At 64.7% G+C, this 11,731-nt stretch carries 13 protein-coding genes; 4 read left to right on the top strand and 9 right to left on the bottom strand.

The features are described from left to right. Nucleotides 1–55: 55 nt before the first annotated feature. Nucleotides 56–1,027 (bottom strand): 4-hydroxybenzoate octaprenyltransferase, encoded by a 972-nt coding sequence (gene ubiA / locus IT775_RS06560; RefSeq protein WP_246525377.1) that lies wholly within the window; start codon nt 1,025–1,027, stop codon nt 56–58. Nucleotides 1,028–1,039: 12 nt separating this feature from the next. Here ubiA and IT775_RS06555 point away from each other — a divergent pair, with 12 nt between their 5' ends. The 4 genes from IT775_RS06555 to IT775_RS06540 all read left to right on the top strand — a co-directional run bounded on the left by IT775_RS06555 (nt 1,040) and on the right by IT775_RS06540 (nt 4,563). Further along, on the top strand, nt 1,040–1,762 hold the full coding sequence (locus IT775_RS06555) for a 16S rRNA (uracil(1498)-N(3))-methyltransferase (protein WP_212700287.1): 723 nt from the start codon (nt 1,040–1,042) through the stop codon (nt 1,760–1,762). Then, complete coding sequence (locus tag IT775_RS06550) at nt 1,759–2,616, top strand: GNAT family N-acetyltransferase (RefSeq protein ID WP_212700286.1); 858 nt, start codon at nt 1,759–1,761, stop codon at nt 2,614–2,616. Before IT775_RS06555 ends, IT775_RS06550 begins: the two co-directional genes overlap by 4 nt. Beyond that, the gene (locus tag IT775_RS06545; protein ID WP_212700285.1) at nt 2,613–3,128 is read left to right on the top strand and encodes a hypothetical protein; all 516 of its coding nucleotides are present in this window, start codon (nt 2,613–2,615) and stop codon (nt 3,126–3,128) included. Before IT775_RS06550 ends, IT775_RS06545 begins: the two co-directional genes overlap by 4 nt. Before the next feature lie 61 nt (nt 3,129–3,189). Further along, on the top strand, nt 3,190–4,563 hold the full coding sequence (locus IT775_RS06540) for a glutamate--cysteine ligase (RefSeq protein WP_212700284.1): 1,374 nt from the start codon (nt 3,190–3,192) through the stop codon (nt 4,561–4,563). Nucleotides 4,564–4,674: 111 nt separating this feature from the next. On the opposite strand, the gene IT775_RS06535 is transcribed toward IT775_RS06540, so the two are convergent. From IT775_RS06535 to IT775_RS06500, 8 genes are all read right to left on the bottom strand, one after another. Next, entirely contained in the window at nt 4,675–6,231 is a 1,557-nt protein-coding gene (locus tag IT775_RS06535; RefSeq protein WP_212700283.1) for a PhoX family protein, read from the bottom strand. 219 nt (nt 6,232–6,450) lie between these two features. Next, nucleotides 6,451–6,924, bottom strand: a complete 474-nt coding sequence (locus IT775_RS06530) for a YHS domain-containing (seleno)protein (RefSeq protein ID WP_212700282.1) — start codon at nt 6,922–6,924, stop codon at nt 6,451–6,453. Between the two features lie 364 nt (nt 6,925–7,288). Next, nucleotides 7,289–7,894, bottom strand: a complete 606-nt coding sequence (gene plsY, locus IT775_RS06525) for a glycerol-3-phosphate 1-O-acyltransferase PlsY (protein WP_212700281.1) — start codon at nt 7,892–7,894, stop codon at nt 7,289–7,291. After that, the gene (gene pyrC, locus IT775_RS06520; protein WP_212700280.1) at nt 7,894–9,174 is read right to left on the bottom strand and encodes a dihydroorotase; all 1,281 of its coding nucleotides are present in this window, start codon (nt 9,172–9,174) and stop codon (nt 7,894–7,896) included. The genes plsY and pyrC overlap by 1 nt, the downstream gene beginning before the upstream one ends. Before the next feature lie 64 nt (nt 9,175–9,238). Then, nucleotides 9,239–9,700, bottom strand: a complete 462-nt coding sequence (locus tag IT775_RS06515; protein ID WP_343231114.1) for an aspartate carbamoyltransferase catalytic subunit — start codon at nt 9,698–9,700, stop codon at nt 9,239–9,241. A gap of 64 nt (nt 9,701–9,764) precedes the next feature. After that, complete coding sequence (locus tag IT775_RS06510; protein ID WP_212700279.1) at nt 9,765–10,205, bottom strand: hypothetical protein; 441 nt, start codon at nt 10,203–10,205, stop codon at nt 9,765–9,767. Further along, nucleotides 10,202–10,774 carry a hypothetical protein gene (locus IT775_RS06505; protein WP_212700278.1) on the bottom strand — a complete coding sequence of 191 codons (573 nt, stop codon included), beginning with the start codon at nt 10,772–10,774 and terminating at the stop codon, nt 10,202–10,204. The genes IT775_RS06510 and IT775_RS06505 overlap by 4 nt, the downstream gene beginning before the upstream one ends. Then, complete coding sequence (locus tag IT775_RS06500; protein WP_212700277.1) at nt 10,771–11,727, bottom strand: aspartate carbamoyltransferase catalytic subunit; 957 nt, start codon at nt 11,725–11,727, stop codon at nt 10,771–10,773. Before IT775_RS06500 ends, IT775_RS06505 begins: the two co-directional genes overlap by 4 nt. Between the last annotated feature and the right edge of the window lie 4 nt (nt 11,728–11,731).

Below are 11,731 nucleotides of genomic sequence, written 5' to 3'. Positions count from 1 at the left end.
CTGCAGGTATTGTCAAGTTGTCCAGATGTTTAGGCGCGCTGGACACATTGTGCAATCACAGGAGTGCCGCACCGGCGAAAAACAGCAAGGGGATCAAGCCGGTGTTGCGGTTGGCGCGGAAAAGGCGAAGGCATATTGCGTGGTCCTCGGTGTCGAGAATGCGCATTTGCCAGACCATATGCGCCCCGAAGGCCCAGGGGCCCAGCAATGCCACCAGCACCGCGAACGGCGATCCGCCACGCCCCGCCATTGCCAGCAGAACCGCCAGCGACATCAGCGAAACGCTGAGCACTAGGAACCGCTTCAGCCATTGCGGCGTGCGTTCGGCGAACAGCCGGGCGGTGGATTTCACCCCGAGCAGCGCGTCGTCTTCCTTGTCCTGATGGGCATAGATCGTGTCGTAGAACAGGGTCCAGGCCATGCCGGCGAAATAAAGCGCGAAGGCGGCCGGGTGCAGCGATCCGGTATGCGCCACCCAGACCAGCAGCGCGCCCCAGTTGAACGCGATACCCAGGAAAACCTGCGGCCACCATGTGAACCGCTTGGCGAAGGGATAGATGGCGACCGGCAGCAACGACAGGATGCCCATCGCGATGGCTGCGGTGTTGAAGGTCAGCAGGATGCCGAAGGCGATCAGCGCCTGCAGTGCCATATAGACGACGGCCTGCTTGACGCTGACCTGTCCCGATGGGATCGGGCGCGACCGGGTGCGCTCGACGCTGCCGTCGATGTCGCGGTCGGTGATGTCGTTCCAGGTGCAGCCCGCCCCGCGCATCAGCCACGCGCCGATGCCGCAGCCGACGAAAATCCACAGGTCGTGCAGCCGCGCCTGCCCGTCATGCAGGATCGCCAGCGCCAGCCCCCACCAGCAGGGCAGCAGAAGAAGCCATGTCCCGATCGGACGGTCGGCGCGCGACAGCCGCAGGTACGGGCGCGACCAGGCTGGGGCAAGGTGATCCACCCAGTTGCCGCGCACGGCGTCGGATACCTGGCCTGCGGGCTCTGGCGTCTGGGAATTCTGCGGCATATGAATATGTCCATGACAATGAAGATCCGCCTCTATGTAGATCATCCGCTGGGGCAGGGGCAATCGGTTCCCCTCGACCGCGATCAAGCGCATTACCTGTTCGGGGTGATGCGGCAGCAGCTTGGCGCGCAGATCGCGCTGTTCAACGGGCGCGACGGCGAATGGCGCGCCGAAGTGGTCGAGGCGGGCAAGCGCGGCGGCACGCTGGAATGCCGCGAGCATACCAAGCCGTTGCAGATGCCGCCCGACCTGTGGCTGATTTTCGCGCCGATCAAGAAGGCGCGGACTGATTTCATCGTCGAAAAGGCCGCCGAGATGGGGGCGGCCAAGATCATCCCTGTGCAGACCGATTTCACCAATTCCGAACGCATCCGGCAGGACCGGTTGCAGGCCCACGCGGTCGAGGCGGCGGAACAGTGCGGCGGCACCTTCGTGCCGGAAGTGACCGGGCTGCAGAAGCTCGACCGGCTGCTGGCCGACTGGCCCGAGGGCCGCAAGCTGATGTTCTGCGACGAGGCGGAAGTCGGCGCCGGCAAGGTGCTGGGCGAGGCGGGGCCGGGCCCCTGGGCGATCCTGATCGGCCCCGAGGGCGGCTTTTCCGAAGCCGAACGCAAGCGGCTGCACGATCTGCCCTTCACCCATGTGGTCAGCCTCGGTCCGCGCATCCTGCGCGCCGACACGGCGGCGGTGGCGGCGCTGACCGTCTGGCAGCAGGCGCTGGGGGATTGGGGATGATCCGGCAGGCGCGGCCCGGCGAAGAGGCGGAGATCGAGGCGTTTTTGGCCGGTCACGCGGACAGTTCGGTGTTCCTGCGTGGCAATCTGGCTGAACATGGGATGGACGAGCGCGACCACCCGCACGGGACTGCCTTTTTCCGCTCCCCGGTGACCGGCCCGGTCAAGGCCATGTTCGGCTGCACCAACAATGGTTTCCTGATGTGTCAGGCCCCGGCGGCGGGGCTCGATCTGTGGCAGGATTTCGCCTTGGCCCTGCAGGGGCAGGAGGTTTGCGGCATGACCGGGGATGACGGTCAGGTTCTGGCGGCGCTCGCCGCGCTTGGCCTGCCCGAAGCGGCGTTCAACGTGAACCATGCCGAACCGCTTTACCGGCTCGACCTTGCCGCCTTGCAGGCGCCGGATGCCGAATTGCGCCGGCCGGTGGCCGATGACGTCGATCTGCTGGCCCTGTGGTTTGCGCAATATATGCGCGACACCGGGCAGGCCGGGGATCAGGCGGACAGCCTGCGCGTCGCGATCACCCGCGCGGTCGAGGCGATTTCGCGCGGCAAGACGCGGTTGTTGATCGAAGACGGGGTGCCGGTGGCGATGACCGGCATCAACGCCGAGGTGGGCGATATGGTGCAGGTAGGCGGCGTCTTTACCCCGCCCGACCGGCGCGGCAGGGGCCATGCCGGCCGCGCGGTCGCTGCGCATCTGGCTGAGGCGCGGGACCGGGGGATCAAGACTGCGATCCTGTTCGCCAACAACGCCGTCGCCGCGCGGGTCTATGAAGCCATGGGCTTCGAACGGGTCGGGGCCTATCGCGTGGCGATCCTGAAAGCGCCCCGGGTGATCGGAGCCGCCGCATGAGTTTCCTGCGTCCCGAAGCCGCCGCCGGTTTGCGCCGCTGGAGCGAAGCCATCGTCGCGTTGGGCCTCAGCCTGCTGGGGCTTTACTGGGCGCTGACCTCTTACGGGCTGCTGCGCTGGCTGGGCTGGGTCATTCTGGCGCTTGGCGTGGTCTGGGTGTTTCTGTCGGTGCGCCGGGCGCGTTTTGCCCGTGGCATGGGCGGGGCCGGCATCGTCGAGGTGGATGAGGGCCGGGTCAGCTATTTCGGGCCGCGCGTTGGCGGGGCGCTGGCGATCCCGATGCTGGTCACGGTGCGGCTCAAGCGGGGGATGGACGGTGAATTGGCCTGGTTCCTGCTGGCGCAAGACACCACGCCCCTTAACATTCCCGTGAACGCAGAAGGCGCCGAGGCACTTTACGATGTCTTCGCGACCCTGCCGGGCCTTGATATGCAGGCGATGCTCCGGGCGTTAAACGACCCGCATTCCGATGACGTGCTGGTCTGGCATTCGGACATGCGCCGGCTGCATTGACTTTGCGGGAAAATGACCTCAATTCTGGCCCGATCTTAGGCAAGACAGAGCGGAGCGAACCATGTCAATTCCCCAATCCGGCGGCGGGCCGATCGAACATCGCGACCAGCTGGCCGAATATCTTGCCTCGGGCTGCAAACCCGATTCCGACAGCTGGCGCATCGGCACCGAGCACGAGAAATTCGGCTATTGCAAGGACACGCTGAAGCCACTGCCCTATGAGGGTGAGCGGTCGGTCCTGGCGGTACTGGAAGGGTTGCGCGACAGCCATGGCTGGGCCCCGGTGGAAGAGGCCGGCAAGCTGATCGGTCTGGAAAAGGACGGCGCCAACGTGTCGCTGGAACCGGGCGGACAACTGGAACTGTCGGGCGCGCCGCTGTGTTCCATCCATCAGACCTGCGACGAGGTGAATACCCACCTGCGCGAGGTCAAGGATATCGCCGACAAGATCGGTGTGGGTTTCATCGGGCTGGGCGCCGCGCCGATCTGGAAGCACGAAGAGATGCCGGTGATGCCCAAGGGGCGTTACAAGCTGATGACCTCCTACATGGACAAGGTCGGCAGCATGGGCAAATCGATGATGTACCGAACCTGCACGGTTCAGGTGAACCTCGATTTCGGATCCGAGGCCGACATGGTGCAGAAATTCCGCGTCGCGCTGGCGTTGCAGCCGGTGGCGACCGCGCTGTTCGCCAATTCGCCCTTCTTCGAGGGCAAGGTGAACGGCCACAAAAGCTGGCGTTCGCGTGTCTGGCGCGATCTCGACCCGGCGCGGACCGGCATGTTGCCCTTCGTTTTCGAGGACGGGTTCGGGTTCGAGCGCTATGTCGATTACGCGCTCGATGTGCCGATGTATTTCGTCTATCGCGACGGCAAGTATATCGACGCCTTGGGCCAGTCGTTCCGCGATTTCCTCGACGGCAAGCTGCCGGCGCTGCCGGGCGAGACGCCCACGCTCAGCGACTGGGCCGACCATCTGACCACGATCTTCCCCGAAGCACGGATCAAGCAATACATGGAAATGCGCGGCGCCGATGGCGGCCCTTGGCGGCGTATCTGCGCCTTGCCGGCGTTCTGGGTCGGGCTGATGTACAATCAGGCATCGCTCGACGCGGCGTGGGATCTGGTGAAGCACTGGGATGCGGAGACCCGCGAAGCCTGGCGGGTCGAGGCCAGCGTGCGTGGACTGCAGGCGATCGTCGGCGGGCGCCGGATGATCGACCTTGCCGCCGAGGTTCTGGACATTTCGCGCGCCGGGCTGAAGGCGCGGGCCCGGCCCGGGCTGGGCGGCATGGTGCAGGATGAACGCCATTTCCTTCACGCGCTGGAAGACAGCATCGAAACCGGCATGACCCCTGCCGACGAACTGCTGGCGCATTACAATGGCGACTGGAACGGCGATCTGAGCCGGATTTACCAGGACTACAGTTACTGAGCGGGGCCAGGGCGCCCTCGGTGGCGTCTGTCCGGACGGAAAGCGGAATGATTGCTTCGGCAATGAAAAAGGGGGGCATCGCCCCCCTTTTGTGCGTTGTGGGATGAAGGATTAACGCTTCCAGATCCAAAGGGCGTTGTTTTCGTGCTTGCCGGTGTCTTCGCCGAACACCACCGACCCATCTGCGCGCACCAGCACGTTGTCGGGGTTCGCGATCGAATCGACCGGGCAGGCGTTCGGCGTGTTCGCCTCGTCATAGCCGTGGCCGGCGACTGCCGGGACCATCTTGCCGACGTTGAAGTTCGCGTCGAGCTTCATTTCGTAGACGACGCCGCACTTGTTTTCGGCCAGATCGATGTCACCCTTGCCGTCCGACATGGTTTTGTCGATCGACGACATCGCGAGGTACATGTAGGGCACCGAACCGTCGGCGGCGCCGGCATAGTTGATGTTCACCCCTTCCATCTTGCGGAATTCGCCGGTTGCGCCCTTGGCGACGGCGGCCTTGCGCGATTCGAGGAAGGCAACGCGGTTGTCGGCGGCGTCGCCGGCGGCCCAGGCGGCGACGTCCGCGTCGGTGATGTAGCTGGTTCCCCCGGCCTTGTAGTCGTCCAGCCCGATACCGTCGAAGTCGCGGATCCAGCCGGCGATTTCAGCGTTCGATCCGTGGGCCAGCTCGATCCAGGAAATCTGCAGCGCGGTGCCGGCGCTCGGCGCTCCGGCCTCGCCCAGTTGGGTGATCTTGGCGGCGTAAAGCGTGCCGGCGCTCAGATCGCCCGCCTTGTCGGCCACGAACTTGTAGAAGACGGTGCCGGTGCCGTCGTCGGACAGGTAGACGGTCTTGTTGTCGGGCATGACAACGGCGTTTTCGTGGCTGAACCGGCCCATCGCGAAATGCTTGACCGGCTTGGCGGTACCAGCGGGATCGGTGATTTCGACGATGTAGCCGTAATCATAGGGGTTCGGATAGGTGCCTTCCAGATACGCGGCCAGGACCTTGTTGTCCTCGATGTACTTGTATTCGGGGTTGTTCCAGTCGGCGGTATTGTCGAAATACAGCTCTTCCGAACTCAGCGGGGTGTTCCAGGGCGACATGGTCCCGAAGCAGTTCACCCAGGTGCCGTTGACCGCGGAGAAGTCCAGCATGGTGACCCTGTTCAAATCGGCCGACCAGTTGCCGTTCACGCCGCGTGTCAGCATCGCGCGCGACATGCCGCCGGGCCGGTTTTCCCAGTTGGTGAACAGGTAGCCCTGGTTGGCGTCGATGGGCAGGAACCCGTTGAAGTCGGGATCGTTTGAGGCCAGCAGATCCTTGCCGCCCTGCGACTTGATCACGCCGACATCGCCTTCCTGCAGCAGTACCTGATAGGTGCCGAGGGTCGACAGAACGGTCGCCTTGGCGGCGGCGTCGGTCGGCACCGCATGTTCCGCGGCCGCCCAGTCCGCGTTCGCGATCACGCCGACGGTGGCGCGGGAAAACTTGTTGCCGAGGTCCTTCTTGGGATGCTGGACGTTGAAGAACAGGTCGTGTCCGTGTTCATAAAGGCCGGTGATTTCAGCTTCCAGCGGCACCGTGGCAACGCGGGTCAAGCTGTTGGCGGCGGCGGTCGAAGCGATGGCGGTGGTGCCGAGAAGGATCATCGCGGCGGCTACGCTACGGGTATTCATGGAGCATCTCCCAAGTGGTGGAAAGCATCCCGGCCGGATGCCGGGACGAAACGCACCCTGTTAAACGCTGCATGGTAACAGTGCCGTGACAAGTGTGTAACGGATATAAAAAACAGCATATGTTTTTCTGGCGAAGACCGGAGAGGCGTGGCACAGCACCGGAAAACGCGAAAACGGCGGCGGTAGAGACCGCCGCCGTTGCGCTGTTCGTGCCGGAGATCACTGCAGCAGGACAGCCGGATCCTTGTCTTCGATCTCGGTCCACTTGGTGTCTGCCTTTTCGACATAACCGGGAATGTCGCCGACCCAGCGTTCCTGAATGTCCGAGGACAGGTTCAGGTAGAGTTCGTCATCGACGATCCGCCAGATCGTCGGGTCGCCGTCGACCTTGACCCCCATCGCGGTTCCGAAGGCGCAGTAGCCGCCGTATTTCGGCAGATAGGCTTCGGGGTCGGCTTCGAACGTGGCTTTGTTGGCTTCGGAGGAGAAGCGGTAGGTGGTGTCTTCATAGACCGAGGTGATCTTGTAGCTGCCCTTGGTCGGGGCGCCTTCGGTGAAATAGGCCACCGGGTCATAGCCCTGCAGCGCCAGCCCGGTCGATGAGGCGTTCACCTCGACCCCGGCGGCCAGCGCCGCACCGGTGAGAGACACGGACAGCGCGAGGCCGCCCAGAAGTGTTTTGATCTTGTTCATGGGAAAGTTCCCTTCCTGAAATTTTTATGGTTCCGGGCCGCAACAATTTCGATCCCGGGCGATTTGATGAACAGGCGGCGTAATCGCGCTGCCGTGGAAGCAACTTGGTGAGGTGCCAGTTCACGTTCAAAGCAACATGTTTTTATTGTGCGTGGCGTGAGGGAGGCTGTGCGGAAATGAATTACCCGGACCGGGAGGGGCGATGCTGCGGCGGGCTTTCCTGGCGCAGCCTGATCCGGTGGCGCGCCCGTGCCGGGCGCTCCTTATGAGCTTCGCTGATGCGAAGCGGCGGGGGCGCTGCCCCCGACGTTGAAAACCGGAGGGTTTTCAACGCCCCCCCGGGGATATTTTTGAAAAGAAGAAGTTACTTCTGGCCGATCTTTGGTTCGGTGCCGGTGCGCAGACGGGCGATGTTGGCGCGGTGGGTCCAGAAGATCAGCAGGGTCAGCGCCGCGCCCAGAACGATCATCGTGCCGTGGCCCAGCACCAGCATCCAGACGGTGCTGAGCGCCGCCGCCAGCAGGGCGGAGAAGGACGAGATGCGGGTGGCCAACGCGGTGACCAGCCAGGTGGCGCAGGACGCCAGCCCCACCGGCCACGCCAGGGCCAGCAACAGCCCGAGGAAGGTGGCCACGCCCTTGCCGCCCTTGAATTTCAGCCAGACCGGGAAGCAATGGCCGATGAAGGCCGCGAGACCGGCCAGCTGCGCCGCGTCCTCGGCCACCAATGCGCGCGCCAGCAGCACCGCGGCGGCGCCCTTGCCGCCATCGAGCAGCAGCGTCAAGGCGGCGGCCAGCTTGTTGCCGGTGCGCAGCACGTTGGTGGCGCCGATATTGCCTGATCCGATCTGGCGCAGGTTGCCCAGTCCCATCGCGCGGGCCAGCAGCAGGCCGAAGGGAATCGCGCCCAGGCCGTACCCGATCAGCGCCCAGAGGATCAGGGCGAGGGGAGAGGAGACCAGATCGGGCATCAGTTTTCTCCGAAGACCTGTTTTCCGCCGACGAAGCTGGCCAGCACCTTGCCCTGCATCCGCTGGCCGTCGAACGGCGTGTTCTTGGATTTCGAGTGCAGCTTGAAACGGTCCAGCACGAAGGGCGCGTCGGGATCGAACAGCACCAGGTCCGCCGGGGCGCCTTCGTTCAGCCGCCCGCAGGGCAGGCCGAGCCGCTTGGCCGGGTTGAGCGACATCGCGCGGAACAGTTGCGGCAGGGTCAGGTCGCCGGAGTGATAGAGCCGCAAGACGGCCGGCAGGAAGGTTTCAAGCCCCACCGCGCCGCTGGCGGCTTCCTCGAAGGGCAGCCGTTTGCTTTCCTCGTCCTGCGGCGTGTGGAAAGAACCGATCACGTCGATCAGCCCGTGGCGCAGCGCCTCGACGATGGCCATCCGGTCGTCCTCGGACCTGAGCGGCGGTTTCACCTTGAAGAAGGTGCGGTAGTCGGCGACGTCGAATTCGTTCAGCGTCAGGTGGTGAATCGAGGTGCCGGCGGTGACGTCGAGCCCGTTCTTGCGGGCCCGTTCCAGCGCCGGCAGGGCGCGGGCGGTGGTGATCTGGTCGAAATGATACTTGGCGCCGGTCATTTCGAGCAGCGCGATTTCGCGGTCGATCCCCATCCGTTCGGCCATCGGCGACACCGCCGGAAGACCCCGCAGCGAGGCGAATTTGCCGCTGGTCACCGAGGCGCCGCCCGACAGGATCGGTTCCTGCGGGTGGCCCATCACCAGCGCATCGAGCGATTTGGCATAGGTCAGCGCGCGCGACAGCACCTTGGTGTCGCGCACCACGTGATCGCAATCGCTGAAGGCGACGGCGCCGGCATCTAGCAGGAACCCGATCTCGGTCATTTCGCGGCCTTCGCGGCCCTTGGTCAGGGCGGCCATCGGCACCACGTTGACGGGGGCGGCTTCGTTGGCGCGGCGGGTGACGAATTCCAGCGTTTCGGGACTGTCGATCGCGGGGGAGGTGTCGGGGCGGGTGACCATTGTGGTGACGCCGCCCGCGGCGGCGGCTTGCCCCGCGGATTTGAAGCTTTCCTTGTGCCGCTCGCCCGGTTCGCAGACCTTCACGCCGATATCGACGATGCCGGGGGCAAGGTATTTGCCGCGCCCGTCGATCACCCGGGCGCCTTCGGGCACTGCCAGTTCCACCCCGTGGCCGGCGATCACGCCGTCCTTGACCAGAAGCGTGCCATGGGTGACCGCGCCCGCCTCGGGGTCGATCATGTGGACATCGGTGAAAAGCAGCGTCGTCATTTGGGCTTTCCTTCAGCGGTATTGCGGCCGGTATAGCCGGGCAGGAGCGAAAAGGGGAGGGTGTTCATGCCTTTTCCTCTTGCCGTTCGGTGCGTTGGATGTCGCGCATCATACGATAGACAGCACGCCCGTCGGCAATGCGTTCGAAACCCAGCCTGACCCGGCGCTGGCCGTTTTTCGTCCGGCGCAGGGTTGCTGCGAAATGGAGCGTGGAAAGCGCGCCTTCCTCGAGGTCGAGCACCGTGTCGGCGGTGATCGGGTAGCTGTGCAGCGACCGCCCCTTGAGCGGCAGGTCGGTGGCGATGAAGGCGCGCCGATTGGTCAGCGTGTACCAGCTGTGGCGGCGCCGGTAGGCGGACCAGAACAGACCGCCGATGCTGATCCCGATCCCGACCGAGAAATGGATCAGCCCGAACATCCAGAAAAAACCGCCAGCCATCGACGCCATGATCATCCAGAACAGGGCGAACCCGGCAAAGGCCAGGCCGAACAGGAACGTCATGACATTGGCCGGTTTGAACACCACGGCGCCATCCGGGCGGCCCTGCCAGATGACCTTTTCCCGGGATCGAGGATATCGTCCCAGCCGGTCATCCCCAGCCCCCCGCGCGGGCCCTTTCGATCCGCGCGATGGTGTCGTCGCGGTCAGCCCGGAATTTCAGCAGGTGCTTGTCTCCAGTGCGGGTGATCAGCTGCACCGCGCTGCCCAGTTTGCGGATTTCCTGGATGTCTGCCAGCCGCAGGTTGCGCCCCTGCGGGCCCAGCAGCCGGGTTTCGGTCATGTCCCAGCGGGCCTTCAATTCGTCCGAGGCGAGGTAGAAGGCGCGAACCGCGATCGCGGCCAGCCCGCCGACCGCGCCGGTCCAGGCATGCGGGTTGCCGATGCCCCAGAGGATCGCCATACCCAGCCCCATCGCGCCCGCCGCCATCCAGGCATGATCGCGCCAGTAGGCGGCGCGGTCCGGGTGGAAGCTGTGCAGGACGGTTTCGCCCTCGTTCAGCGGCGTGGTGGGCGACATCTCGGGGATCATCCGGAAGCCCCTTTCAGGCCCGCTATCAGCGCGGCAATGGCAAGGGCAACGAACAGCACGGCCGCCCAAAACCAGCGCTGCAACGTCGGGGCGGGCGCCGGTTCGGCCTTGGCGTTGCCGATCGCGCCTTTGGCCGATGCGCTGCGCAGGGGGGTGAATTCCATTTCGGGCAGGGCTTCGTCCCAGGCGCCGATCAGGGTGACATGCGCGGCCGGGGCCAGCGTTTCGTGGCGGTCGTGAAAGGCGCGGGAATAGAGGATCATGACGGTGCCTTCCAGCGCTTCGATCCGCGCGCGGTCCGGTTCCAGCGCCGCCTCGGGCAGGCCGTTGGCCTTGATCAGGTAGTTGAACAGGCCAAAGCCGGACAGGTCATCGGTATGGAAAATCTCGATCCGGGTTGCGTCGACGTCCTGCACGCCCAGCAGATCGGCCAGACGCCCCGCCGCCAGCCCCGGTTCGGCGGCGTTCAGGATCGTCTGCAATCGTTCGCGCTCGTCCCGGTCCACGTCGAGCGCGAACAATCGCAGGCCGTTGCCTTCGTCGGGCCGGACCTGCAGCGGGTCGATCATACCATGACCTCTTTGCCGGCGCGTGCCGAGCGCAGGTTGCGCGCCAGCAGGTCCATCGCGGCCATCCGCACCGCGACGCCCATTTCCACCTGTTCCTGGATCACCGAGCGGTTGATGTCATCGGCGATGGTGCCGTCGATTTCGACGCCGCGGTTCATCGGCCCGGGATGCATCACGATCGCATCGGGTTTCGCCACCGCCAGCTTTTCGGCATCGAGCCCGTAGCGGTGGTAATATTCGCGCTCCGACGGGATGAAACCGCCATCCATGCGTTCCTTCTGCAGACGCAGCATCATCACCACGTCGACGTCCTTCAGACCCTCTTCCATGTCGTGGTAAACCTCGACGCCGAACTGGTCGATCTGTGTGGGCATCAGGGTGGGCGGGCCGACCAGCCGCACCCGGTTTTCCATCTTGCCCAAGAGGATCAGGTTCGACCGCGCCACGCGGGAATGGGCGATGTCGCCGCAAATCGCGATGTTCAGCCGGTGCAGCCGCCCCTTGGCGCGCCGGATCGTCAGCGCGTCGAGCAACGCCTGTGTCGGGTGTTCGTGCCGCCCGTCGCCGGCATTAAGCACCGCGCAGTTCACCTTCTGCGCCAGCAGGTCCACCGCGCCGGAATGCGGGTGCCGCACCACCAGCAGGTCGGGATGCATCGCGTTGAGCGTCAGCGCGGTATCGATCAGCGTCTCGCCCTTCTTGATCGAACTGGCCTGCATCGCCATGTTCATCACGTCGGCGCCCAGCCGCTTGCCCGCCAGTTCGAAACTGGCCTGAGTCCGGGTGGAATTTTCAAAGAACATGTTGATCTGGGTCAGTCCGGCCAGAGCGTCGGAATGTTTCACCTCGCTCCGGTTCAGATCGACATACTGATCGGCAAGGTCCAGCACCGCGGTGATTTCCGCCGGATGCAAGGGTTCGATCCCCAGAAGATGCTTCTGCGTGAATGTCATCGAT

Origin of the sequence: Thalassovita aquimarina, assembly GCF_018219815.1 — a bacterium.
Taxonomy (GTDB): domain Bacteria; phylum Pseudomonadota; class Alphaproteobacteria; order Rhodobacterales; family Rhodobacteraceae; genus Thalassobius; species Thalassobius aquimarinus.
Note: the sequence above shows the minus strand (reverse complement) of the source record. Positions and strands in the feature narration are given on the sequence as shown.

Coding starts and splice junctions, on each gene's coding strand:
- ubiA (WP_246525377.1), bottom strand. CDS start 1,027: ATGCCGCAGAATTCCCAGACGCCAGAGCCCGCAGGCCAGGTATCCGAC.
- IT775_RS06555 (WP_212700287.1), top strand. CDS start 1,040: ATGACAATGAAGATCCGCCTCTATGTAGATCATCCGCTGGGGCAGGGG.
- pyrC (WP_212700280.1), bottom strand. CDS start 9,174: ATGACGACGCTGCTTTTCACCGATGTCCACATGATCGACCCCGAGGCG.
- IT775_RS06530 (WP_212700282.1), bottom strand. CDS start 6,924: ATGAACAAGATCAAAACACTTCTGGGCGGCCTCGCGCTGTCCGTGTCT.
- plsY (WP_212700281.1), bottom strand. CDS start 7,894: ATGCCCGATCTGGTCTCCTCTCCCCTCGCCCTGATCCTCTGGGCGCTG.
- IT775_RS06505 (WP_212700278.1), bottom strand. CDS start 10,774: ATGATCGACCCGCTGCAGGTCCGGCCCGACGAAGGCAACGGCCTGCGA.
- IT775_RS06500 (WP_212700277.1), bottom strand. CDS start 11,727: ATGACATTCACGCAGAAGCATCTTCTGGGGATCGAACCCTTGCATCCG.
- IT775_RS06510 (WP_212700279.1), bottom strand. CDS start 10,205: ATGATCCCCGAGATGTCGCCCACCACGCCGCTGAACGAGGGCGAAACC.
- IT775_RS06540 (WP_212700284.1), top strand. CDS start 3,190: ATGTCAATTCCCCAATCCGGCGGCGGGCCGATCGAACATCGCGACCAG.
- IT775_RS06535 (WP_212700283.1), bottom strand. CDS start 6,231: ATGAATACCCGTAGCGTAGCCGCCGCGATGATCCTTCTCGGCACCACC.
- IT775_RS06550 (WP_212700286.1), top strand. CDS start 1,759: ATGATCCGGCAGGCGCGGCCCGGCGAAGAGGCGGAGATCGAGGCGTTT.
- IT775_RS06545 (WP_212700285.1), top strand. CDS start 2,613: ATGAGTTTCCTGCGTCCCGAAGCCGCCGCCGGTTTGCGCCGCTGGAGC.